This is a genomic window from uncultured Lentibacter sp. (assembly GCF_937123735.1).
Taxonomy (GTDB): Bacteria; Pseudomonadota; Alphaproteobacteria; order Rhodobacterales; family Rhodobacteraceae; genus Lentibacter.
The window spans coordinates 14778-38344 of sequence record NZ_CAKZKL010000033.1 but is presented as its reverse complement, the minus strand read 5'-3'; the positions used below and the strand labels follow the sequence as shown (position 1 = coordinate 38344).

General features: G+C 61.8%; 19 protein-coding genes. 9 read left to right on the top strand and 10 right to left on the bottom strand.

Annotated elements, in window-relative coordinates; genetic code table 11:
• Nucleotides 1-80: 80 nt before the first annotated feature.
• The 10 genes from Q0478_RS10795 to Q0478_RS10750 all read right to left on the bottom strand — a co-directional run bounded on the left by Q0478_RS10795 (nt 81) and on the right by Q0478_RS10750 (nt 12387).
• Nucleotides 81-1532, bottom strand: coding sequence for an aldehyde dehydrogenase family protein (locus Q0478_RS10795; RefSeq protein WP_298679121.1), 1452 nt, complete (start codon nt 1530-1532; stop codon nt 81-83).
• Nucleotides 1533-1553: 21 nt separating this feature from the next.
• Complete coding sequence (locus Q0478_RS10790; RefSeq protein ID WP_298679119.1) at nt 1554-3131, bottom strand: ABC transporter ATP-binding protein; 1578 nt, start codon at nt 3129-3131, stop codon at nt 1554-1556.
• Nucleotides 3128-3943 (bottom strand): ABC transporter permease, encoded by an 816-nt coding sequence (locus tag Q0478_RS10785; RefSeq protein WP_298679117.1) that lies wholly within the window; start codon nt 3941-3943, stop codon nt 3128-3130. The genes Q0478_RS10790 and Q0478_RS10785 overlap by 4 nt, the downstream gene beginning before the upstream one ends.
• Nucleotides 3940-4887 (bottom strand): ABC transporter permease, encoded by a 948-nt coding sequence (locus Q0478_RS10780; protein ID WP_298679115.1) that lies wholly within the window; start codon nt 4885-4887, stop codon nt 3940-3942. The genes Q0478_RS10785 and Q0478_RS10780 overlap by 4 nt, the downstream gene beginning before the upstream one ends.
• A gap of 98 nt (nt 4888-4985) precedes the next feature.
• Entirely contained in the window at nt 4986-6461 is a 1476-nt protein-coding gene (locus tag Q0478_RS10775) for an ABC transporter substrate-binding protein (RefSeq protein WP_298679114.1), read from the bottom strand.
• A gap of 96 nt (nt 6462-6557) precedes the next feature.
• Nucleotides 6558-7679, bottom strand: a complete 1122-nt coding sequence (locus Q0478_RS10770) for a hypothetical protein (protein WP_298679112.1) — start codon at nt 7677-7679, stop codon at nt 6558-6560.
• Nucleotides 7680-8152: 473 nt separating this feature from the next.
• Nucleotides 8153-9442, bottom strand: a complete 1290-nt coding sequence (locus tag Q0478_RS10765) for an acetylornithine deacetylase/succinyl-diaminopimelate desuccinylase family protein (protein ID WP_298679110.1) — start codon at nt 9440-9442, stop codon at nt 8153-8155.
• Between the two features lie 57 nt (nt 9443-9499).
• Nucleotides 9500-10183, bottom strand: coding sequence for a ribulose-phosphate 3-epimerase (gene rpe / locus Q0478_RS10760; protein ID WP_298679108.1), 684 nt, complete (start codon nt 10181-10183; stop codon nt 9500-9502).
• The gene (fba, locus tag Q0478_RS10755) at nt 10176-11231 is read right to left on the bottom strand and encodes a class II fructose-bisphosphate aldolase (protein WP_298679106.1); all 1056 of its coding nucleotides are present in this window, start codon (nt 11229-11231) and stop codon (nt 10176-10178) included. Before fba ends, rpe begins: the two co-directional genes overlap by 8 nt.
• A 217-nt stretch (nt 11232-11448) precedes the next feature.
• Nucleotides 11449-12387: a class 1 fructose-bisphosphatase gene (locus Q0478_RS10750; protein ID WP_298679103.1), complete on the bottom strand. Its 939-nt coding sequence runs from the start codon at nt 12385-12387 to the stop codon at nt 11449-11451.
• Nucleotides 12388-12500: 113 nt separating this feature from the next.
• Between Q0478_RS10750 and Q0478_RS10745 the strand changes: the two genes are divergently transcribed.
• From Q0478_RS10745 to Q0478_RS10705, 9 genes are all read left to right on the top strand, one after another.
• Nucleotides 12501-15701 carry a reductive dehalogenase gene (locus Q0478_RS10745; protein WP_298679102.1) on the top strand — a complete coding sequence of 1067 codons (3201 nt, stop codon included), beginning with the start codon at nt 12501-12503 and terminating at the stop codon, nt 15699-15701.
• A gap of 110 nt (nt 15702-15811) precedes the next feature.
• Nucleotides 15812-17446 carry a long-chain-fatty-acid--CoA ligase gene (locus Q0478_RS10740; RefSeq protein WP_298679100.1) on the top strand — a complete coding sequence of 545 codons (1635 nt, stop codon included), beginning with the start codon at nt 15812-15814 and terminating at the stop codon, nt 17444-17446.
• Complete coding sequence (locus tag Q0478_RS10735; RefSeq protein WP_298679201.1) at nt 17446-18264, top strand: SDR family oxidoreductase; 819 nt, start codon at nt 17446-17448, stop codon at nt 18262-18264. The genes Q0478_RS10740 and Q0478_RS10735 overlap by 1 nt, the downstream gene beginning before the upstream one ends.
• A complete protein-coding gene (locus tag Q0478_RS10730) occupies nt 18264-18728 on the top strand; it encodes a MaoC family dehydratase (RefSeq protein WP_298679098.1) in 465 nt (154 codons plus the stop codon). Before Q0478_RS10735 ends, Q0478_RS10730 begins: the two co-directional genes overlap by 1 nt.
• The gene (locus tag Q0478_RS10725) at nt 18728-19393 is read left to right on the top strand and encodes a histidine phosphatase family protein (RefSeq protein WP_298679096.1); all 666 of its coding nucleotides are present in this window, start codon (nt 18728-18730) and stop codon (nt 19391-19393) included. Before Q0478_RS10730 ends, Q0478_RS10725 begins: the two co-directional genes overlap by 1 nt.
• Before the next feature lie 7 nt (nt 19394-19400).
• On the top strand, nt 19401-20423 hold the full coding sequence (locus tag Q0478_RS10720; protein WP_298679094.1) for a phosphotransferase family protein: 1023 nt from the start codon (nt 19401-19403) through the stop codon (nt 20421-20423).
• Complete coding sequence (locus tag Q0478_RS10715; RefSeq protein WP_298679092.1) at nt 20423-20842, top strand: PaaI family thioesterase; 420 nt, start codon at nt 20423-20425, stop codon at nt 20840-20842. Before Q0478_RS10720 ends, Q0478_RS10715 begins: the two co-directional genes overlap by 1 nt.
• The gene (locus Q0478_RS10710) at nt 20839-21873 is read left to right on the top strand and encodes an NADP-dependent oxidoreductase (RefSeq protein WP_298679090.1); all 1035 of its coding nucleotides are present in this window, start codon (nt 20839-20841) and stop codon (nt 21871-21873) included. The genes Q0478_RS10715 and Q0478_RS10710 overlap by 4 nt, the downstream gene beginning before the upstream one ends.
• A 348-nt stretch (nt 21874-22221) precedes the next feature.
• The gene (locus Q0478_RS10705) at nt 22222-23523 is read left to right on the top strand and encodes a D-alanyl-D-alanine carboxypeptidase family protein (RefSeq protein ID WP_298679199.1); all 1302 of its coding nucleotides are present in this window, start codon (nt 22222-22224) and stop codon (nt 23521-23523) included.
• Nucleotides 23524-23567: the final 44 nt, after the last annotated feature.

Sequence of the window (23567 nt, the reverse complement as noted above, 5' to 3'; positions counted from 1 at the left end):
ATGAAAAGCCCAAAGCGAGGATGGTGCCAAACCGCCCGCAACAGGCGGATCGGATTTTGCACCGCAAAATGCGATCCCCCTCAGCCGTGGCGCGCCGCAACGGTCTTGAGCGTGCTAAAGCCATACAGCGCTTCAAAGCCCTTTTCGCGCCCGTGGCCCGATTTGCCCACACCGCCAAAAGGCAGCTCAACCCCACCGCCCGCGCCGTAATTGTTGATAAACACCTGCCCCGCGCGGATGGCCTTGGCCAGCCGCATCTGCCGCGCGCCGTTCTCGCTCCAGATCGAGGCGACAAGCCCATACTCCGTGCCATTGGCTATTGCCACAGCCTCTTCTTCGTCCTCAAACGGGATGATCACCTGCACCGGGCCGAAAATCTCGTCGCGCGCCAGCGCGTGGCTGGCCGGCACTCCCGCAAAAAGCGTGGGCGCAACATAGTTCCCGCTCTTTGGCGCATCGGTGAGCACACCCTGGCCCACGCACTCAAGGTCAGCCCCCTCAGCCAGAAAGCCGCTCACAATCCCCTTCTGCTTGGCCGAAATCAGCGGCCCCACGTCCAGATCGGCCAGAGCCTGCCCCACGCGCAACTGCCCATAGCGCTCCGCCATCCGCGCCACCACCTCGCCGTAAACCCGCCGCTGCACCAAAATACGCGAGGAGGCAGAGCAGGTCTGCCCCGCGTTCTGGATGCCCGCATTGACAAGAAACGGCAGCGCCGCATCAAGGTCCGCATCCTCAAACACAAGCTGCGGGCTCTTGCCGCCCAGCTCCAGCGTCACAGGCTTCACATGCTGCGCGGCCAACGTCTGGATGCGCACCCCCGTCGCCACCGACCCGGTAAACGAAATGTGGTCCACTCCCTCGTGCCCCGCCAGCGCCGCCCCCGCCTCAGCGCCCAGCCCGGGGACCACGTTCAAAACCCCGTCCGGTAGCCCGGCCTCTTTGGCAAGGTCGGCAAAGGCCAGCGCGGTCAGGCAGGCGTCTTCGGCGGGCTTGAGCACACAGCAGTTCCCCGCCGCCAAAGCCGCCCCGACAGAGCGGCCAATAATCTGCATAGGGTAGTTCCAAGGCACAATATGCGCCGTCACCCCATGCGGCTCGCGCAGCGTATAGACGGTGTAGCCGTCCAGATAGGGGATGGTCTCGCCCATCAGCTTGTCCGCCGCACCGCCATAAAATGCGCAGTAGCGCGCCAGCGCCAGCGCATCGGCCCGCGCCTGTGTGAGCGGCTTGCCCACGTCCAGCGCCTCTAGCCGCGCCAGCGCCTCCACGCGCCCCTCCACAAGCCGGCCAAGCCGCATGAGAATACGCCCGCGCTCCGCCGCAGGGGTGCGTGCCCAGCCGCCCTCAAAGGCCCGCCTTGCCGCGCTTACAGCCGCATCCACATCCGCCGCCTGCCCGCGCGCAATCTCGCCAATCTGTGCGCCATCCGAAGGGTTCATCAGCGGCAGGGTCTGCCCGGCTTCAGGCGCAACCCACGCGCCCCCAATCAGGCATTTGCTCGGGTCAAACCCCAAATCCTCAAGGCTCATATCTCGCTCCTCTCACGCGCTCTATTTGCTCGGCAGCTGCGGCACAGCGGCAATCAACTGCTTGGTATAATCGTGCCGGGGCCGCTCAAAGACATCCTCTGTCGCCCCCTCTTCCACAATCTCGCCCGCCTGCATCACAAGGCAGCGGTCGGTCACATTGCGCACCACGCTCAGATCGTGGCTGATAAACAAATAAGTCAGCCCAAAGCGCGTGCCGAGGTCGGCCAGCAAATCTAAAATCTGCGCGCGAATGCTCACATCCAGCGCAGACACCGCCTCATCCAGAATGATCAGCTCCGGCTTGATAATCAGCGCCCGCGCAATCGCAATCCGCTGCCGCTGCCCGCCGGAAAACTCGTGAATGTATTTCTCCGCATCCTCGCCCGAAAGCCCGACCTTCTCCAACGCCTCCGCAATGGCCGCCGCGCGCCCCTCGGGGGCATCGTCCAGAAGGTGAAACGGCTCCGCCACCAGCCGCCCCACTTTCCAGCGCGGGTTAAAGCTGCCGTAAGGGTCCTGAAACACCACATGCATCTTGCGCCGCACCGCGCGGTTGGGCCGCTTGCCGCTGAACACAGGTGCACCGTCGAGCAAAATCTCTCCGCCCTGCACCTCTTCCAGCCCCAGAACGGCGCGTGTCAGCGTGCTCTTGCCACAGCCGCTTTCGCCCACAAGCCCGAGGCTCTCGCCACGGCGGATGTCAAAGCTCACACCCTTCACCGCGCGAAACTTGCGCGCCCCGCCAAACAGCCCGGCGCGCGGCAAGGCATAGTCGCGCACCACGTTTTTCACCTGCAAAAGCGGCGCCTCAAAGACATGCCCCGCGCGCTCCGGCTGATGGTCAGACGCCGCCAGAAGCGCTTTTGAGTAGGGGTGCGTGAGCTGGCCAAATATCGCAGGGCAGGCCCCGCTCTCCACCACTTCTCCCTGCCGCATAATCACGATCCGGTCGGCCATATCGGCCACAACGGCAAGGTCATGGCTGATCAGCATCAGCCCCATACCATCTTCGCGCGCCAGCCGCTTGAGCAGCGTCAAAATCTCCGCCTGCGTCGTCACATCAAGCGCCGTTGTCGGCTCATCCGCAATCAATAGCTTCGGCTGCAAGGCAATCGCCATGGCGATGACAACCCGCTGCCGCTGCCCGCCGCTCAACTCGTGCGGATAGCGGCTCAGCGGAAAGCGCTCTTGCGGCAGCTCGCAGCGCCTCAGCGCCTGCGCCGCGCGCGCCAGCGCCTCCTTGCGGCTCACATCTTCATGGATACGGATGGTCTCCGCCACCTGCGCACCAATGGTCTGAATGGGGTTCAAAGCCGTCATCGGCTCCTGAAACACCATGCCAACCTCGTTGCCGCGCAAGCCACACAGCGCCGCCTCGTCAAGCGCGAGCATGTCGTGCCCGCTCAAGGCGATACGCCCCGCCGCCCGCGCCCCCTCGGGCAAAAGCTGCAAGATCGCCAGCGCCGTCATCGACTTGCCAGACCCGCTCTCGCCAATCACACCAAGGATTTCCCCGGCTTCAAGCGCAAGCGAAACCCCCTTCAAAACAGGCGTGCCGTGAATGCTCACATCGAGGTTCTCAACCCGCAGAAGGCTCATCGCTTCGCCCTCCTGAGCCTTGGGTCCAGCGCGTCGCGCAAGCCGTCGCCCAAAAGGTTCAGCCCCAACACCGTGAGCAAAATCGCAAGGCCGGGAAACACCGCCAGATGCGGCTTGAAGCTGAACATGGTCTGGCTCTCCGCCAGCATTCGCCCCCAGCTCGGCGTCGGCGGCTGCGCGCCAAGGCCCACATAGCTCAGGCCCGCTTCGGCCAGAATGCCAAGCGAAAACTGGATCGTCCCCTGCACAATCAGCAAGTTGGTCACATTGGGTAGAATATGTTCCAGCGATATCCGCGCCGCCCCCTTCCCCGAAACCCGCGCCGCCAGCACATAATCGCGTGTCCAAAGGCTCAACGCCGCGCCGCGCACCAGCCGCGCAAAAACCGGGATGTTGAAAATCCCGATGGCAATGATCGCATTCACAGCGCTCGCGCCAAACACCGCGGTGATCATGATCGCAATGAGCAGGCTCGGAAAGGCAAAAACAAGGTCGTTGCCCCGCATGATCACCTCGTCCAAGAGCGTGCCGGTGCGCGCCGCCGCCGCAAGGCCAAGCGGCACACCCAAGAGCATCCCGATCCCCACCGCGACAATCGCCACAGCAATCGAGGTGCGCGCGCCCACCATGATCATGGAAAAAATATCGCGCCCGAAATGGTCGGTCCCCAACCAATGCGCCGCGCTTGGTTCCTTGAGCTTGTTGGGAATGTCGAGCCCCAAAACGTCATAAGGCGTCCAAACGAAGCTCACGAGCGCAGCCAGCACAAACACCGCGCTCAGCACGGCCCCTATGACAAGCGAGCGGCTCACGCGCGCACCCGCAAGCGCGGGTCAACAAGCGCATAGGCCACATCCACGAGAAAGTTTACCACGATCACAGCAAAGACCAAGAGCATCACCACGCTCTCCACCACAATCAGATCGCGCGCCGCGATAGACTGAAAGACAAGCCGCCCAAGGCCAGGCAGGTAAAACACATTCTCAATGATGATCGCCCCCGCCATGAGAAAGGAAAACTGCAAGCCAATGATCGTGAGCACAGGAATAAGCGCATTCCTGAGCGCATGCCGCCACAAGGCCTGCCGCCGGCTCAGCCCCTTGGCCCTTGCGGTGCGGATATAATCCTCCCCCAGCGTGTCCAGTAATGAGCTGCGCATCACCCGCGCCAGAATACTCGCCTGCGGCAGCGCCAGCGCAATCGCCGGCAGCGTCAGGCTCTTCAGCGCCGGCCCAAAGCCCGCCTCCCAGCCTGCAAAACCGCCAGCCGAAAACCAGCGCAGGTTGATCGCAAAAAGCAAAACCATCAACATCGCAAACCAGAAATTCGGGATCGCCACGCCCAGCTGCGTGAAGCCCATCACCAGCACATCCACAAGGCTGCCCCGCTGGCTCGCCGCCCAGATACCGGCCGGAAAGGCAATCAGCGTGGAAAGCGTCAGCGCATAGATCGCCAGCGGCAGAGAAATCCACATCCGCTCGCCGATCATCTCGCTCACAGGCGTGCGGTAGGTGTAAGAGGTGCCAAAATCCCCCCGCAGCATCCCGCCAACCCAGTTCAGATAGCGCTCCAAAAGCGTGCCATTCAGCCCCAGCTGCTCGCGCAGGGCATTGAGCGTGTCCTCCTGCGCATTCAAGCCCAGCATATAGGCCGCCGGGTCCCCCGGCACGACCTCGACAAAGACAAAGATCACACAAGAGGCCACAGCCAGCGAGACCAGCAACGAGACAAGGCGTCTGGCCACAAATCTCAGCATGCGCACCGCCCGCTCATCCGCGCCTCACCCTGTCTTTCTTATTGCTCTAAATATCCAAATCCAGCGCCCGCAAACCGCGCAGACGCTGGCTTTGTGGCTCATTCGGCCCAGTAAACGCCCGTCATGTCGTTGGCCTGCGTCGGCGCATTCTCCCAAAGCCCGCGCACACCCGCCTTGGCAATGGTCGGAATGGCCAGCTGGAAGAGGTAGCCGTTCACATAATCACCCGCAATTTTGCGCTGCATCTTGTCCAGCAGCGCGCTGCGCTTGGCCACGTCGGCCTCGGCCTCAAGCGCAGTGTTCATCGCCTGAAACTCCGCATCATCATACTGGAAGTAGTAATCCGGCCGCGCATAAATCCCGATGTCCATAGGCTCGGTATGGCTCACAATGGTCAGGCCATAATCTTTGCCTTTGAACACCTCTTCAAGCCACTGCGCCCACTCCAGATTGGTGATCTCGGTCTGAATACCCACCTCTCTGAGCTGCGCAGCAATAATCTCCCCGCCACGGCGCGCATAGGAGGGCGGCGGCAGCTTGAGCGTGGTGGTAAAACCATCCCCAAAACCCGCCTCCGCCAGCAAGGCCTTGGCCTTCTCGGGGTCATAGGCGCTCTCGGCGGTCAGATCGACATAATCAGGATGATGCGGCGCAAAATGCGTGCCAATCGGCGTGCCAAGGCCAAACATCGCCCCGTCAACAATCGCCTGACGGTCAATCGCATGGGCCAGTGCGGCGCGCACCTTCACATTGTCAAACGGCGGCATCTTGTTGTTGGTGGAGAGGATCGTTTCGCCCTCGGTGTTGCCCACAATCACCTGAAAGCGCGCATCCGCCTCAAACTGCGGCACATTCTCAGGCGCAGGGTAGCCCGCAAACACGTCCACATCCTCCGCCATCACAGCAGCAAAGGCCGCCGTCGGATCGGAGATAAACTTGAAGGTCACCTTATCAAGCTTGGCTGGCGTGCCCCAATAGTCCGGGTTGCGCTCCAGCGTGATGTTGTCGCCCTGCACCCAGTTGGCGAATTTGAACGCCCCCGTGCCCACAGGCGCCTGCTTGATGTTTTCAATACTCTCCGGCGCCACAATCACAGCATCGCCCCAAGCGAGGTTAAAGAGCAGCGAACCATTGGGCGCGCTCAAGGTAATCTTCACGGTGCTGGCGTCCACAGCCTCCACCTCGGCAATGCTGCCAAACAGCGCCTTCTGCGCGTTGGCGCTGTCCTCGGCGCGCGCACGGTCGAGCGAGAATTTCACATCCTCCGCGTCCATGCTCGTGCCGTCATGAAAGCTCACGCCCTCAGCCAGCTTAAAGGTATAGGTCAGCCCGTCGTCCGAAATCTCCCAGCTCTGCGCAAGCCCGGGGATGATCGACCCATCCGAGGCAAAGCGTGTCAGCCCCTCAAAGACGTTGGAATACAAAACACTGTCAATCGCCCCCGCAGCGGCGCTCGTCGGGTCCAGATGCGGCGGCTCAAGCTGCATCGCCAGCGTGATATCGCTCTTGGCCGCAGCCGCGCCAGCCACCATCATCGCCAGCGCACTGGCGGTTGCAAATTTCATGAATGTCATAGGCTCTCTCCCTGTCCTCGGGCTGCTCCCCAACCCGCTTGCCGCAAGTTTGCCCCCTAAGGGCGCGAGTCTTCAAGTGCTATCTCGTGCCCGCCCTCAAGACCCAAGCTGCAACTTGCGCGCATAAAACGCGTTCAAGCCCCCTTTCGTCTCGGCATAAGCCAAGACATCCACCGCCTGACCATCGCCCATCTTGGCCCTATGGCGCAGATTCTTCACAACATCTTTCCGGCTGCGCTCAAAAAGCGCCAAGTCAAACACAGCCCCAAAGCGCTCCAGCTTGCCCTCAAGTTCCAGCGTAAAAATCGTGCGCACACATTTCCAACACGATGAGCAATTGATGAAGTCTGCCCGCCCGCGCCCCTTGGTCTGGCTGTCCGCAGCGCCGGTCCGGCGGATACAGACATGCAAATGCTTCCAGGCCTCGGCATTGTCCGCAACGAGCAAAGTCTTGTCAAAACGGCGCATCCCCGCACACCCGCTGACAAACTCGAAGGCCGCCGTGCTCAGAAGAGGCATCAACATCGGGTCCACATAGGCCACGTCTACGGTCTGCGCCACAGTCACCAAACGGTAATCATAACTCCCGGAAAAAACATAGCGCCGCAGCCCCGAGGCAAGGCAACTCGCCGAAGCCGCCGAGCGCAGAGAATGGGATTGCCGGTAAGACTCGGCCCGCCCCAAAGTCTCCACGGCGCTGATCACGGCTTCGATATTTGAAGAGACCTTGGACAAGGGCAAGCCCTTCAGCGCGCTATAATCCTCGGCGCGCGCCACCATCCCGTCCAGAAAGCCGCCCGTTGCCGTCTGCGTGTTCTGAAACAGCGCAATATGCGAAATGCGGTGGGAGGCAGGCGCATGGGCCTCTGAGTAAAGCTGCAAAGTGGCAAAGCTGTCTACACCCGCAGAATACCCCGTACCCACGTCTGACGCCGCCGCACCGGCCGCGGCAGGGGTCTGCCCAGCGGCGGTGATTTCGATCGGCTGCAAGCGCTCGTCCCGCGCCGCAAGCAGCGGCATCACATCATGTTTGATCTGGAACAGCAGCTGGTCCGTCACAACCCCTTCAAAGTGCAAGGCACGTCCCGAAAGCATGGCAGGATAGAGCAGGGCAATCAGCGCGTGATCAGACGTTTGGACAGGCTTCAGATCACGCTCCGTCGAATGAACAAGGTATTCAAGCCGCTCGATGTCGCCGATGCCGGAAAGCTTGTGCATGAGCAAGAACCCGTCCTTTTGCGACTGCACATGCAAGGGAGACACTCTTATGCTCTGATGCTGCCAATGTCTTTCCCCCAAACAAATACAAACTGCCACTGCCACTGAAGCCTTCTGAGGCCGGCCCATATGAAGCCTAGATTATACTTGAGAGCGCTGCAAACCTGTCCATGCCTTTCTTATTGCCAAAAATATCCAAATCCCGCCGCCGCCCCACGCACAACACCTACCGCAGCGCCGCCGCCGTAGGGTGCGCAGTCTCTGCGCACCTCAACAACCCTGCGTGCGCAGTCTCTGCGCGCCTTCCTTAACCTGCGTGCGCATCTACCGCCCCACCGAACGCCCCGTTAACCGGATTTCCCGAATAGAAATTAACGTTTTGGCGGTGCACGGGGGGTGCACGCCTTGTGCACGCTTTTCACCCCCCCCCATTTTAGCCGCCCAATTCGCCGTTAACCCTTCCGCGCGCCGGGTTAACTTTCGCGTCCGTCCAGAAGCTCCAGAAGGCTGAGCGCCATCACCTGCGCACTGCCCACCATGTCGTCAATTCCGACATATTCATCCGGCTTATGCGCCAGATCGAGTATCCCCGGCCCATAGGCGATACAGTTCTTCAGCCGCCCGATACGGTCAATATGTTTTTGGTCATAAGTCCCTGGAGAGACAACATAATCTGCCTCCCGCCCCATCACATCGGCAATCGCGCGCGCCACAGATTGCACCACAGGCGCGCTCTTTTCGGTCATGCTCGGCAGCACCCGTTGCAACTCGCGCACATCGTAAGTAAAGTTCTCCCGCTCCGCCTGCACATGGCGCAAAAGCCCGTGAATTTCCTCCTGCACCTCGTCAATATCCTCCTCGATCAGGAAGCGGCGATCAATCACCATACGGCAGCTGTCAGGCACGCAAGGGCTTGGCAAACCAGTATAATCCGCCGCCTGCTCCGCTTCGCCGCCGTGGATCGAGTTGATGTTCATCGTGCTCTGTTTCGCCCCGTCAGGCACCACAGGCATCTCGGTGCGCTTCTGCGCCAAAGCGGGGAAAAGCGAGCGCTCCATCTCGCTCACAACCGCCCCCATATGGCGCACCGCACAGTCGCCCAGAAAGGGCATGGAGCCATGGGCAATCTCGCCATAAGTCTCGATCTCGGCCCACCAAACACCCCTGTGCCCAAGGCAAATACGGTCGTGCCCCAACGGCTCGGGGATGATCACATGCTGCACTTTTTCAGGGTTGAAATAGCCTTTCTCGGCCAGATAAGCCACGCCGCCAAAGCCGCCGGATTCCTCGTCTGCCGTGCCGGATATCTCGATTGCACCCGCAAAATCAGGGCAAATATCGATAAACGCCTCCGCCGCGATAATGCTCGCAGCCAAGCCGCCCTTCATGTCACAGGCGCCGCGCCCGTAAACCTTTCCGTCAATGACTTCGCCGCCAAACGGCTCCCGCGTCCAGCCGCGCCCCACCTCGACAATGTCGATATGGGAGTTGAAGTGCACACACTCCCCCGCGCGCGCGCCCTCTTTGCGCGCAACAATGTTGTAACGCGGGTATTTGTCCGAATCACCCACAGCCCCCAGCGCACGGATGAGCTCCGTCTGGAAACCTTTCTTTAACAACCTGCGGTCAAGATACGCGCATATCTCGCGATAATTCTCCCCCGGCGGATTCAGCGTCGGAATTTTGATAAGGTCACAACACAAGGCAACAAGATCATCCCGCCGTGCGGCAATCTCTTCGCTCAAACGGTCAGCCAAGCTCATAGCGCATCTCCTTTGAGACGCACTATGCTCAGCAAGCTCCGCCTGTTCAAGGCTGGGTTAAAGCGCGCCCTCGGCCGCCGCCCGAATCGCGCGGATGTTGTCGCCGTAGGCCTCGGGGTTTTGCACCGAGCCCCCCCGGAACACCGCCGAGCCGGCCACAAGCACATCTGCCCCCGCTTCGGCCATCAAGGGTGCCGTGCTCGGGTCCATCCCGCCGTCGATCTCGATATGAATCTCGCGGTCGCCAATCATCGCGCGCAAGGCACGCACCTTGGCGGTCATGTCGATATACTTCTGCCCGCCAAAGCCGGGGTTGACCGTCATAACGCAAATTAAGTCAGTCAAATCAAGCAGATGCGCCACAGACTCCGCAGGCGTCCCGGGGTTCAGCGCCACACCGGCCTTCATCCCCGCGCCCTTGATGGCCTGCAACGTGCGGTGAATATGCGGCCCCGCCTCGATATGCGCCGTGAGCACATCCGCCCCCGCATCGGCATAGGCGTCGATGTATTGGTCCACCGGCGAAATCATCAGATGCACGTCCATCACCGTCTTCACATGCGGACGAAACGCCTTCACAGCCATGGGGCCAAAGGTGAGGTTGGGCACAAAGTGCCCGTCCATCACATCCACATGCACCCAATCCGCGCCCTGCGCTTCAATGGCCTGAATTTCCTGCCCGAAGTTGGCAAAATCCGCGCTCAGAATGGACGGTGCAATCTTGATTTTGTGCTCAAACATCGAGCGCCCCACTGTCATAGCGCTTCGCCATGTCGTCCATCGACACAGGCTTGAGCTTGCCCGCATTGCCCGCCGTGCCAAAGCGCTCAAAGCGGTCAAGGCAGACCTTCTCCATCTCTTCCATCGCAGGGATCATAAACTTGCGCGGGTCAAACTCGCGGGGCATCTCTTGCGCAATCCTGCGCCATGTGCCGGTGATGGCCATGCGGTTGTCGGTGTCGATATTCACTTTGCGCACACCCGATTTGATACCGCGCTCAATCTCTTCCACAGGCACGCCATAGGTCTGGGGCATCTCGCCGCCAAATTCGTTGATAAGGTCCTGAAGATATTGCGGAACCGACGAAGACCCATGCATCACCAAATGCACATTCGGGATCTTCGCATGGATCTCCTCGATCCGCTTGATCGCCAGCGTTTCCCCCGTCGGTTTCTTGGAAAACTTGTAAGCGCCATGGCTCGTGCCACAAGCAATCGCCAGCGCATCCACCTGCGTGAGCTTCACAAATTCGGCCGCCTCGTCCGGGTCGGTCAAAAGTTGCTCTTCGCTCAGCTTGCCGCTCGCGCCCGAGCCGTCTTCCTCGGCGGCCTCACCGGTCTCAAGGCTGCCCAAAACGCCCAGCTCGCCCTCCACAGAAGCCCCCACCCAATGCGCCATCCGCGCCACTTTGGCTGTGATATCCACGTTATACTCCCAGTCCGCCGGCGTCTTCATATCCGCCTCCAAGGAGCCATCCATCATCACCGATGTAAAACCATGCTTGATCGCGGAAAGACAGGTCTGCTCGTTGTTGCCATGGTCCTGGTGCATACAGAGCGGAATATCAGGATACATCTCCGCCAAGGCGCGGATCATATGCGCCAGCATCACATCACCCGCATAGGCGCGCGCCCCGCGGCTCGCCTGCATGATCACCGGCGCATTGGCCTTCTGAGCGGCCTTCATAATGGCCAGCCCCTGCTCCATGTTGTTGATGTTGAAAGCCGGCACACCGTAGTCGTTTTCGGCGGCATGATCGAGCAATTGGCGGAGCGTGATAAGAGCCATCAGGAACCTCGTGAGGATAAAAAGCAGAATTTCACCCGCCTTACCACGCCTCCCCCAGAAAGGGCCAGCCCGTTAGCGAAAACACAGCCCCACAAAGCCACCGCTCTTTCTTATTGCCCTAAATATCCCAGGGGGTCTGGGGGACTGGTCCCCCAGCCTGGCCGGGGGTCTGGGGGCAGCGCCCCCAGCGGGTCGGATTTGCGAAGCAAATTCGAAATCAGCTCTCGTAATGCTCCCGCACCCGCTTAACTTCCTCGCGAGAGCCAAAAATCAGCGGCGTGCGCGCGTGCAATTCAGGCGCGCTCTTATTCAGAATCCGCGTCATCCCGTCGTGCGCCTGCCCGCCGGCCTGCTCGATCAAAAACGCAATCGGCGCACATTCATAGAGCATCCGCAAGCGCCCGTTTTCATAGCCCTTGCGCGCATCCGCAGGGTAGAGGAACACGCCGCCGCGCGTCAGAATCCGGTGGGTCTCCGCCACAAGGCTTGCCACCCAGCGCATGTTCATATTCTTGCCCTTGGCCCCCGTCTCGCCCGCTTCGCATTCTTCCACATAGGCCTTTGCGCCGCGCACCCAGTGGCGGCGGTTGCTGGCGTTGATCGCATATTCCTTCGTCGTCTCAGGGATCTGCTTGCCCGTCTCCACGAGCACAAACTCCCCCGTGGCAGGGTCCATCGCATAGATCAGCACGCCGTCCCCAAAGGTCACTGCCATGCCCGTCTGCGGACCGAAGACAATATAGCCCCCCGCCACCTGCTCGCTGGCAGGGCGCAAGAAGCTTTCCTCAGCGCCGTCCTTCGCCTCAAAAATCGAAAAAATCGTCCCGATCGAGACATTCACATCAATGTTGGAAGAGCCATCCAGCGGGTCAATCGCCAGCGCATATTTGCCCGCGCCAAGCTCCAGCACGCCCTCCTGCTCTTCAGAAGCATAGTAGCGCACCGCCGTGTCGCGCAGCGCGGCTTCAAACATCTCGTCCGCCATCACATCCAGCGCCTTCTGCCCGTCGCCATCGCTGTTCTCGCCCACTTCCGCAGAGAGCGAGTCGCCCAGCGGCCCACGCGCAATAATGCCGGCCACTTCGCGGCCCACACGGGTCAGCGCCTCCATCACGGGCAAAAGATCGGCGGGGATATGGTCGGGCGAAAGGGGCATGGGCTGATTCCTTTGGGCTATCTTGGCTCTTCTATCACAGGTTTTGATGAGGAATTGAATCCCCCAAGAATTCGGCGCAAGCTCAGGCGCGCAGCAGAGGGAGCACGCAACCCATGGGCCTCAGGTTCTTTTCCGACAAAAACCGCCCGCTTCACTTGGGCAGCTACCCTCTGGAAAAGCTCGCCCGCCTTGAGGCTTTGCCAAGCCTTGCTGGCCTCACGCCCCGCGCCCCGCTCAGCTACGCGCGTCCGGAGCACCCCGAAAGCATCGTCAACGCCATGGGCGAGTTCGCCGCCATGCTTGACGCCATCCGCGACGGCTTTGTGAACAAATCCCGCGCAGGCATCCCCGATTGCCCGATCGCGCGCGCCGAGCATCTCAAATCTTTCGCCTATTTCAACGATATGTCGATGGTCGGCGCAGGGCCTTTGCCCGCCTGTGCATGGCTGCCAGAGCCGCGCCACAACCCCGATATCGCTCGCCTTGCCGAGGCGCTCAAGACCCGCCAGACAAAGACGCTCGCGTCTGGCATTGATCTCATCATGGCCGATCTGCGCGACAGCATGAGCGCGCCTCTGGGCGAGATTTCGGGCCACAAGAGCTGCCTTGTGTTCTTGGTCGAATACAACCGCGACCCGCGCGCAGATGAGTCCGGCAGCGACTGGATCATGGATGCCCAGGCCCAGCGCGCCGCTCTTTTGGGGGCCGAAACGGCCACGGTTCTGGCCAACTATATCCGCCTTCTGGGCTTCTCCGCCCGCGCGCACACCGAAACCAGCACAGAGTTTGACCTTGGCCAACTCGCCGTTGCTGCGGGCCTCTGCTCTGTTGAAGAGGGCAAGGCCCACGCCCCCTGGCTTGGCACGCGCTTCGGCCTTGCCGCCGTAAGCACAGACATGCCCATCGCCCATGACAAGCCGCTCGCGCCCTGGTCCGATCAGGCGAAGTTCGCCCCCGGCTGGTGGCTTGGCCTCGGCCATGCCAAATCTGCGCTCAACCGCGACGCTTACGCGCGGCGCGACTATGCCATGGGCGCGCATCCTTTCGAGCGGCTCAAACGCGTGGAAAACCCGACGACCTATATCGACGCGGCCCGCGTTGCCCGTGTGCCCAAGCGCACCGATATGTTCGCGCGCGCCCAGTTCGGTGACATGGGCAAAGCCCTGCAAGAGGCGGCCAAGGGCGGCTACTATGTGCGCAAGGCTGCCCCCAGCAGCGCCCAGCGCCGCGCGCTCGGGGCGTTTGTGCTCTTGCAAGATGGCGAAAGCGCCGCTGGCCCCAAGCCCTCTGACGCCGCGCGCAACGCCGCCAATATCAAGGCGGCGAGCTATTTTCTCAGCGTCGATGCCGTGGGGCTTTCCCGCTGCCCCGACTGGACATGGTATAGCCATGACGCCACCGGCGAAAAGATCATCCCGCAGCATGACCAAGCCATTTCGATGATCATTGATCAGGGCTATTCCACCACCGAAGGCTCTTCAGGCGATGACTGGATCGCCGTGGCCCAATCCATGCGCGCCTATTTGCGCTTCTCGCTTCTTGGCGGGGTGATTGCGCAGCATATCCGCAACCTTGGTTACAAGGCCAAGGCCCACACGGTGATGGATGGGGAGGTGCTTCAGCCCCCCCTTCTTCTGCTGTCCGGGCTGGGCGAGGTGAGCCGCATCGGCGAGGTGATCCTCAATCCCTATCTTGGCCCGCGCCTCAAATCGGGCGTGGTGACAACAGATATGCCAATCGCCCATGACAAGCCGATTGATTTTGGCCTGCAAGCCTTTTGCGAAGCCTGCAACAAATGCGCGCGCGAATGCCCCGCAGGCGCCATAACCGCCGGACCAAAGCGCATGTTCAACGGCTATGAAATCTGGAAATCCGACAGCCAGAAATGCACCACCTACCGCGTCACAACAAAAGGCGGCGCCATGTGTGGCCGCTGCATGAAAACCTGCCCGTGGAACCTTGAAGGGCTGTTTGCTGAAGCCCCCTTCCGCTGGGCCGCGTCAAACATCCCCAAGCTCGCCAAGCCCCTGGCCAAGCTTGACGACATGCTCGGCAACGGCGGGCTGAATGATGTGAAAAAATGGTGGTGGGATATCGAGCTTCAGGACGATGGCAGCTACCGCCCCACCCCCCATGAGGTCAACCGCCGCGATCTGCAACGCGACCTTGACCTGAAACATGAAGACCAGACGCTGGCCGTCTACCCCGCGCCCCTTGCGCCACACCCCTACCCCTACCCATTCCCGATGGACCGCGAAGCAGGCATCCGCGCCTATCAGGCGCTCGTCACGGCAGGGGAGTATAGAAAGCGTATCGCAGCGGGCGATATGTCGGTCGTGCACCGCTACACAAACGACACCGCCTCCCCCGTCATGCGCCTCACGCTCACCAAGGCCGAGGCTATGACAGCGACGGTCACCAAATACGAGTTCAGCACCGACGATGGCACGCCCCTGCCCGAATGGCGCGCAGGCGCGCATCTTGATATTCTCGTCTCCCCCGAGTTTTTGCGCCAATACTCCATGTCGGGCGACCCTGCCGACCGCAGCAAATATCAGATCGGCGTGCTGCGCGAGGATGAGGGCCGTGGCGGCTCTGCCCTTATGCACCGTATCTTTACCGAGGGGCGCAAGGTTTTCGTCTCCTATCCGATCAACCACTTCGAGCTGAATGAGACCGCCAGCAAAACTTATCTCATGGGCGGCGGTATCGGCGTCACCCCGATGATCGCCTTCGCCCACCGCCTTCACGCACTGGGGCGTGACTTTGCACTGCACTATTCCTGCGCCTCGCGCGCCTCGGCGGGCTATCTGGCCGATCTCGCCGCTATGCCCTGGGCTGATAAAGTGCATTATCACTTCTCTGATGAAGGCTCCCGCGCCGACCTCTCCAGCATTCTTGCGGGCTACCAAGAAGGCCAACATGTCTACACCTGCGGCCCCACCCGCTACATGGACGGGGTCATCGAGGCCGCAATAGCCGCTGGCTTCCCCGAAGAGGCGCGGCATCTAGAGTATTTCTCCCTCCCCGAGCAGCCCGACTATGTGAACCACGCTTTCACGCTCAAGCTGCGTGATGGCCGCTTGCTGCCCGTCGCCGCCGATGAAATCGCCACCGATGTCTTGCAAGCCAATGGCATCGCGATTGATGTCAAATGCTCCGATGGCCTTTGCGGCGTGTGCAAATGCGGGCTGATCGCCGGCGAGGTGGAGCACCGCGACTTTGTGCTTTCCGCCAAACAGCGCGAAAGCGAGGTCATCCTCTGCCGGTCCCGCGCGGCCAAAGCCGGAGGGGTTCTTGAGATCGCCCTCTAGCGCCGCAACGTCAAAGCCCGCCAGAAGCGAAACAGGCTTGGAGTCTGATCCCTGCCAAGGTTAGGCTCTCTCAAAAGCGTGACAAAACGCACCAAAAGGGAGGAGCCCACATGCAGGGCATGATGATGCAGCAAGCGCTGCTGATCAGCGATATTCTGAACTATGCCGCCGAGGCGCATGGCGATGCCGAAATCATCTCTGTGCGCACAGAAGGCGACATTCACCGCCAGACCTACCGCGAAACCGCCGCGCGCACAGCCCAGCTCGCCCATGCGTTGCAAGCACAGGGCGTGCAGCTCGGCGACCGTGTCGCAACGCTGGCGTGGAATGGCTACCGCCATTTCGAGCTTTACTATGCCGTCTCGGGCATCGGCTCTGTCGTGCACACAATCAACCCACGCCTCTCGCCTGAGCAGCTCATCTACATCGTCAACCACGCCGCCGATAAGATGATCTTCACCGATGTGACCTTCGTGCCGCTGCTTGAGGCAGTGAAAGACCAACTGCCCCAAGGCCTCACCTATGTGGTGATGACAGACCGCGCGCATATGCCCGCAAACACGCTTAATGCGCTCTGCTATGAAGAGTTGCTGTCGGGCCAGCCAGAGAGCATCACCTGGCCAGAGTTTGATGAAAATACCGCCGCCGGCCTTTGCTACACCTCCGGCACAACAGGCAACCCCAAAGGCGCGCTCTACTCCAACCGCTCCACAGTGCTCCATGCGCTTTATGTCTCGCTTGTGCTCGGTGCTGGCTACCCGCCCGCCTCCAAAATCCTACCGGTCGTGCCACAGTTTCACGTCAACGCCTGGGGCCTGCCCTATGCCGCGCCGCTCATGGGGCATTCGCTCGTCATGCCGGGCGCGGCCCTTGATGGGCCCAGCCTGTTCAAACTCATGGACAGCGAACAGGTCTTCTCCGCCTGGGGCGTGCCCACGGTCTGGCTGGGTTTGATGGGCGAAATCAAGGCGCAGGGCCGCAAGCCCGAGGGCTTTTCCGAAATCGTCGTGGGCGGCTCGGCTGCGCCGCGCTCCATGATCGAAGGTTTCGAGACGCTCGGGGTCGATGTCGTTCACGCTTGGGGCATGACCGAGATGAGCCCGATCGGAACCCACGGCAAAATGCCTGAATCCGTGAAGACCAAGAGCTTCAAGGAGCAGATCGACAAGAAATCGCTTCAGGGCCGTCGCGTCTTTGGCGTTGATCTCAAGATCAACGATGAAGATGGCAACCGCCTGCCCCATGATGGCGTCGCCGCTGGCGAGCTTTTCGTGCGCGGCAATGGCATCATCTCGGGCTATTTCAACAACGAAGAGGCCAGCGCCACAGCCTTTGATTCCGAGGGCTGGTTCGGCACGGGCGACATCGCCAGCATTGATCCGCAGGGCTTTCTCAGCATTCAGGACCGCGCCAAGGATTTGGTCAAATCGGGCGGCGAGTGGATCAGCTCGATTGATCTGGAAAACACCGCCATGTCGCACGAAGCCATCGCCAATTGCGCCGTCATCGCCATCCCCCACCCAAAGTGGGATGAGCGCCCCGTGCTGGTCGCCGTGCCCGCCGGTGAGGCGCGCCCGAGCCTTGAGGCGCTGCACGCCCATATGAGCGAGCATTTCGCCAAATGGCAGCTGCCCGATGATGTCCTCTGGGTCGAGGCCCTGCCGCTCACGGCCACAGGCAAGGTCAGCAAACTCACCTTACGAAAACAATTTGAAGATTACACACTGCCGGAGCTGCGCACATGATGACCCCTTCTTCTCTCTTTGATCTCACAGGCAAGGTGGCGCTCGTCACAGGCGGGGCCACAGGCATTGGCCGCATGGCCGCCGAGGGGCTTGTGGCCGCAGGCGCGCGGGTGCTCATCGCCTCGCGCAAGGCCGCCGCCTGCGAGGCCGTGGCCGCCGAGCTCAACGCCAAGGGCTACTCAGGCACAGCCGAGGGCTTCGGCGGCGATGTCGCCACAGAGGAAGGCATCATGGCGCTCGTGGCCGAGGTTGAGGCCCGCACCGACACGCTCCATATCCTGATGAACAACGCAGGCCGCTCCTGGGGCGCGCCGCTGGGCGCGCATCCTTACGATGCCTGGGACAAGCTCCTCAAACTCAACGTGCAGGGCATGTTCCACCTCACGCAAGAACTGCTGCCGCTCCTGCGCAAGACGGCAAGCTTTGAAGACCCCGCCCGCGTGGTCAATGTCGGCTCTGTCATGGGCGAGGTTCCCAAAGGCACAACGACCTATTCCTACGCCGTCTCCAAAGGCGCTGTGCACCACATGACCCGCGTGTTGAGCAATGATCTCGCACCAGAGTTCATCACCGTGAACGCCATCGCCCCCGGCCCCTTCCCCTCCAAGATGACAGACTTCGCCCTTGGCACAGAAGAAGGCCGCGCGCAGTCGGCCAAAGGCGTGCCGCTGGGCCGCGTTGGCCGCCCCGAAGACATCGCAGGCGCCTTGCAGTTCCTCTGCTCGCGCGCCGGCGCCTATGTCAGCGGGGCGATCCTGCCGCTCTCGGGCGGGATGCAGTCTGCCGCGCCCATTTCGCTCTTCAACGAGGATCTCTAGTGGCCGAAGCGCTCACAGTTGAAGCCATGCAAGCACGCGTCGGCCAGGAGGTCGGCCTGAGCCGCTGGTATGAGATGAGCCATGAGCGCATCCAGGCTTTCGCCGACATCACAGAAGACTGGCAACCCATTCACCTTGACCCCGCCGCAGGCGCGGCCAGCCCCTTTGGCACCACCATAGCGCACGGGTTTCTCACGCTCTCGCTCTTGTCGGCCATGGTCTATGAAATGCCGGCACTTGCCGGCGAGGCCGTGGGCGTCAACTACGGCTTTGACAAAATCCGCTTTCTCTCCCCCGTGCCCACAGGCGCGCGCGTGCGGGGCCGCTTTACACTGGCCGAGCTGAGCGCGCGGCCCGATGGCGGCTATAGGCTCACCTATGATGTCACGGTCGAGATCGAGGGGCAGGACAAGCCCGCGCTTGCCGCCCGCTGGCTCGGCCTGCGCTATCTGGAAGGCGCATAATGGCCCAGCTCATCCTCATACGCCACGCCCAGGCCAGCTTTGGCGCGGCTGATTATGACAAGCTCTCCGAGCTTGGCCACGCGCAGTCCCGCGCGCTCGGTCAGGCTCTGAAAGCGCTTGGCATTGCCCCCGATGCGGTCTGCCTCGGCGCACAGCGCCGTCATGCCGAGACTTGGGAAGGCATCAACGAAGCGCTCGGCCACACGGCCCCGCCCCGCATCCTTTCAGGCTTCAACGAGTTTGATTTTGGCGGGTTGCTGGAAGCCCGCTTCAAGGGCCGCGCCCGCCCTCACAACCTGCACACCGACAGGCGCGCGCACTTCAAGGCCCTGCGCGAAACCGTGCTGGAGTGGCAGCGCGGCGAGATCACCGATCCGCCGGAAAGCTACGCCGCCTTCACAGCCCGCGTGCGCGCCGCCCGCGCCGAGGCGATGGGCGAGGGCCATGAAACCGTGCTTGTCGTTTCCTCGGGCGGTGCCATCGGGCAGACCGTGGGCGAGGTCATGGGCGCGCCTGCGGATGCGATGATCCGCCTGCAACTCCAGATCAAAAATTGCGCTGTGAGCCGGCTCATCATCACCCCGCGCGCCGAGCATCTGAGCACCTTCAACGAAACTCCCCACATAGATGCCGCCAATGAAGCGCGGCTTCTCACCTATAGCTGAGGGCCCTATGACCAACACACTCGACACCAACGCCGTTGCCAAATGGCTCACCCCCCATGTCGATGGAGTCTCAGGCCCGCTTGAGGCGGTAAAGTTTTCTCAAGGCCAGTCCAACCCGACCTACCTTCTCAAAACCCCCGCGCGCGACTATGTCCTGCGCCGCAAACCGCCCGGGGTTTTGCTCAAATCCGCCCATGCGGTGGAGCGCGAGTTTCGTGTGCAAAAGGCGCTGGCAGGCTCTGCCGTCCCCGTCGCGCAGATGCACGCGCTCTGCGAGGATGACAGCGTGATTGGCTCCGCCTTCTACGTCATGGAAGCGGTGCAAGGCCGCGTCTTTGCCGAGCCGACCTTGCCAGACCTTGCCCCCGCAGAGCGCCACGCGGTGATGAGCGAGATGAACCGCGTGCTCGCCGCGATCCACGATGTCGATATCGCCGCTGCGGGGCTCTCGGATTATGGCCCCGAAGGCAATTACTATGCCCGTCAGATCGGCCGCTGGTCCAAGCAATACGAGGCCAGCCAGACCGCCGACATCCCCGATATGACAGCGCTCATAGACTGGCTGCAAAGCAACATTCCCGCCGAAGACGGCCAGCGCACGCTGGTGCATGGCGACTACCGGATCGACAACCTGCTCTTCGCCCCTTCCGAGCCGCGCATCGCCGCCGTGCTTGATTGGGAACTCAGCACCATCGGCCACCCCTACGCCGATCTGGCCGCCGTGATCATGCAATGGTCGATGCCGCAGGGGGCCGAAGGGCGCGGCCTTGCGGGGGTGGACCGCGCCGCGCATGGCCTCATGTCGGATGAGGAATTCATCGCCGCCTATTGCGCCCGCCGTGGCCTTGCCGGCATCGACGGTTTCGGCTTCTACCTGGCCTTCTGCTTCTTTCGCATGGGCGCGATCCTGCAAGGCGTGCTCAAACGCGCGCTCGATGGCAACGCCTCCTCCCCCGAGCAGGCCAAGCGCCTTGGGGCCTATGTGCCCGAGTTCGCCCGCGCGGGCCTTTCCGCCGCAAGGACAGTCTGATGCGCAAACCCCTGATCGAACCCCCCTACCCGTTCCAGGAAACCCTCGGATTCACCCTCACAAGCTGGACAGACGGCGCTTGCACTCTTGAGCAGCCCCTCAAAGACCATTTGGGCAACCGCTACCGCATCCTCCATGGTGGTGTGCACGCCACGCTCCTGGACACAGCCATGGGCTTTGCCGTCTCCTACACAGGCGATCCGGAGCTGCGCCAGCTCGTCATGACCCTCTCGCTCAATGTGAGCTATCTAGGCGTGGCATCAGGCACGCATGTCATAGCCACAGGCCGTAAAACAGGCGGCGGCCGCTCCACAGCCTTCGCCTCTGGCGAAATACACGACAGCACAGGCGCACTTATCGCCACCGCAACAGGCGTCTTCCGCTACCGCGGCACAGAAAACAGGAAAGAAACCCCATGACCGAAATGATGCAACAGATCACCCTCGCCGCCCGCCCCGTCGGCGCTCCCAAAGACAGCGATTTCGCGCTGGTGGAGCGGCCCCTGCCCGCGCCCGCCGAAGGCGAGGTGCTGGTCAAGCTGCACGCCTTCTCGCTTGACCCCTACATGCGCGGCCGCATGGACGACGCCAAAAGCTACGCCGCCCCCGTGCCCATCGGCGGGGTCATGGAAGCCGGCGGCGTGGGCGAAGTCATCGCCTCGCGCTCCGCGCATTTCGCCGTGGGCGATATGGCCTTTGGCATGTTCGGCTGGGCCAGCCACGGCTGTTTGCCCGCGCGCGAGCTGCGCAAGCTTGACAGCCCTCTGCCGCCCACCACAGCACTTGGGGTGCTGGGTATGCCCGGCTTCACGGGCTGGTATGGCCTCACCGAGCTGGGCCGCCCCAAAGCGGGCGAAACGCTGGTGGTTGCCGCCGCCACAGGCCCTGTCGGCTCCATGGTTGGCCAGCTGGCCAAAGCGCGCGGCCTGCGCACCGTGGCCATCGCGGGCGGAGCAGATAAATGCGCGCTGGCGCTTGACACATTCGGCTTTGACGCCGCGATCGACCACCGCGCCCACGAGGATGCCCGCTCCTTGCGCGCCGCGCTGGCCGAAGCCGCGCCTAAGGGTGTGGACATCTATTTCGAGAACGTGGGGGGCAAGGTCTTTGAGGCGGTTTTGCCGCTGATGAACACCTTCGGCCGCATCCCCGTCTGCGGGATGATCTCGGGCTACAACGCGGGCGCACTCGGCGGTGTCGAGGCCCAGGGCCCTGATAAGCTCCCCTTGCTCTGGCGCTCCATTCTGGTCAAGCAGATGTCCGTCAACGGCTTTATCATTTCCAACCATTTTGAGCATTACCCGGCCTTCCTCTCCGAGGTTGCCCCGCTGGTTGCCACTGGCAAACTGGCCTACCTTGAAGACATTGCAACAGGGCTGGAAAACGCGCCAAAGGCCTTCATGGGCCTGCTGAATGGGCGCAACATCGGCAAACAGATTGTCCAACTCTGAAGCACACCCCGCCTCGCCTGCGGCCCGAAAAGGCCTCTCAGGCGGGGCGCGCGCCGTGTCGGTGTTTTGACGCGAAACAGCATCTAGGGGTCAACTGCCTACAGCCCACAATATCTGCCAAAACACCGCTGTCGAATTCGCCAAATGAAAACTTTATCGAATAAGGAGAATATGTTAGCCTGATTTCAAATCAAAAATGGCCAGTCGGGCAAATCGGCGGCTTTGAGGCAGAAAAAGGCGAAAGCTGTGAGGCAGTGTATTTCTAAGGTCCGCAAGGGCCTCTTCCTTGGATTCCTATGGCTTTGGATTGCGCTCCCGCACAGCGCAACAGCGGCGCCCTATGCGGCCATGGTGATGGATGCGCGCACCGGCGAGGTCTTGCACTCTGCCAACGCCGACACCCGCCTGCACCCTGCCTCCCTCACCAAGATGATGACGCTCTACATCGCCTTTGAAGCGGTTGAGCAAGGCGAAATCAGCCTGGATACGATGATCCGCGTTTCCAAAAACGCAGCCTCAGAGCCTCCCTCAAAACTGGGGCTGCGCACAGGCCAGCGCATCAAGTTGCGCCATTGTATCCGCGCCGCCGCGATCAAATCGGCCAATGATTGCGCCACAGCAATCGGCGAAGCCATTTCCGGCTCCGAGGCCAAGTTTGCCCGCCGCATGAACCGCACAGCCAAGGCGCTCGGGATGACCCGCACAACCTTCAAAAACGCCCATGGCCTGACCGAGAAAGGCCATTTGTCCACGGCCCGCGACATGACCCTGCTGGGGCGCCATGTGCTCTATGACTACCCCGAATATTACAACCTCTTTTCGCGCCGCTCCGCCGATGCCGGCATACGGCAGGTGGCCAATACAAACCGCCGTCTTCTGGCGGCCTACAAGGGGGCCGACGGGATCAAGACAGGCTACACCCGCGCCGCGGGCTTTAACCTTGTCGCCTCTGCCGAGCGGGGCAGCGAGCGGGTGATTGCCACGGTCTTTGGAGGCCGCTCCACAGCCACCCGCAACGCGCGCGTGGCCGAGCTGCTCGATCTGGGTTTTCGCAGCGCGCCCAGCCGCGTGCGCATAGACAAGCCCAAACCACCTGTCTATGGCCGCGAGACCGGCCCGCTTGTGGCCGAAAACGGCACAATGCCCGCGGGCAAAACCATCCGCCTCGTCACTGCCGTCAAGAAAAGTCTGCGCCCGCAACGCCGCCCTGTAAGGGTGTCCGAGCCTGTGTTGCTGGCCATGAAAGACGACATCACCCAAGCGCTGCAAGAAGCCCAGGGCCTGAGCCCGGACACCCCGGCCGCATCAAGCGAACCTGTTGATCTGGTTCTGGCCAGCGTCAAAACCTCGGTTCAAAACAAACAAATCCAAACACCCATCCGCGAGGTTGTCACCCGTGTGTCCACCTCCGGAGGCAAGCACTGGGGCATCAATGTGGGCCGTTTCAATTCGCGCTACCACGCCGAGCGCGCCCTCCTGAAGACAGCCCTGAATGAGATGGAAACGCTGGATGGCTCCCTGCGCAAAGTCGTGCAGCGCCCGCGCGGCTTTGAAGCCAATTTCAACGGTCTCACCCGCGAGCGCGCCGAGCTGGCCTGCCAGCGCCTGCAAGCCCGCAATGTCACCTGTTTCATGATCGGGCCGGGCTAACTGCGGCCCCTTTCGCAAAACGCCACCAAGCCCCGCTCTCTGCG

Bases quoted from the DNA above. Each gene is read 5' to 3' on its own strand.
- Q0478_RS10765 (WP_298679110.1), bottom strand. From the start codon at position 9,442: ATGAGCTTGGCTGACCGTTTGAGCGAAGAGATTGCCGCACGGCGGGAT.
- Q0478_RS10710 (WP_298679090.1), top strand. From the start codon at position 20,839: ATGACCGAAATGATGCAACAGATCACCCTCGCCGCCCGCCCCGTCGGC.
- Q0478_RS10750 (WP_298679103.1), bottom strand. From the start codon at position 12,387: ATGCCCCTTTCGCCCGACCATATCCCCGCCGATCTTTTGCCCGTGATG.
- Q0478_RS10705 (WP_298679199.1), top strand. From the start codon at position 22,222: ATGGTGATGGATGCGCGCACCGGCGAGGTCTTGCACTCTGCCAACGCC.
- Q0478_RS10780 (WP_298679115.1), bottom strand. From the start codon at position 4,887: ATGCTGAGATTTGTGGCCAGACGCCTTGTCTCGTTGCTGGTCTCGCTG.
- Q0478_RS10775 (WP_298679114.1), bottom strand. From the start codon at position 6,461: ATGACATTCATGAAATTTGCAACCGCCAGTGCGCTGGCGATGATGGTG.
- Q0478_RS10740 (WP_298679100.1), top strand. From the start codon at position 15,812: ATGCAGGGCATGATGATGCAGCAAGCGCTGCTGATCAGCGATATTCTG.
- Q0478_RS10725 (WP_298679096.1), top strand. From the start codon at position 18,728: ATGGCCCAGCTCATCCTCATACGCCACGCCCAGGCCAGCTTTGGCGCG.
- fba (WP_298679106.1), bottom strand. From the start codon at position 11,231: ATGGCTCTTATCACGCTCCGCCAATTGCTCGATCATGCCGCCGAAAAC.
- Q0478_RS10770 (WP_298679112.1), bottom strand. From the start codon at position 7,679: ATGCACAAGCTTTCCGGCATCGGCGACATCGAGCGGCTTGAATACCTT.
- Q0478_RS10790 (WP_298679119.1), bottom strand. From the start codon at position 3,131: ATGAGCCTTCTGCGGGTTGAGAACCTCGATGTGAGCATTCACGGCACG.
- Q0478_RS10795 (WP_298679121.1), bottom strand. From the start codon at position 1,532: ATGAGCCTTGAGGATTTGGGGTTTGACCCGAGCAAATGCCTGATTGGG.
- rpe (WP_298679108.1), bottom strand. From the start codon at position 10,183: ATGTTTGAGCACAAAATCAAGATTGCACCGTCCATTCTGAGCGCGGAT.
- Q0478_RS10745 (WP_298679102.1), top strand. From the start codon at position 12,501: ATGGGCCTCAGGTTCTTTTCCGACAAAAACCGCCCGCTTCACTTGGGC.
- Q0478_RS10715 (WP_298679092.1), top strand. From the start codon at position 20,423: ATGCGCAAACCCCTGATCGAACCCCCCTACCCGTTCCAGGAAACCCTC.
- Q0478_RS10735 (WP_298679201.1), top strand. From the start codon at position 17,446: ATGACCCCTTCTTCTCTCTTTGATCTCACAGGCAAGGTGGCGCTCGTC.
- Q0478_RS10720 (WP_298679094.1), top strand. From the start codon at position 19,401: ATGACCAACACACTCGACACCAACGCCGTTGCCAAATGGCTCACCCCC.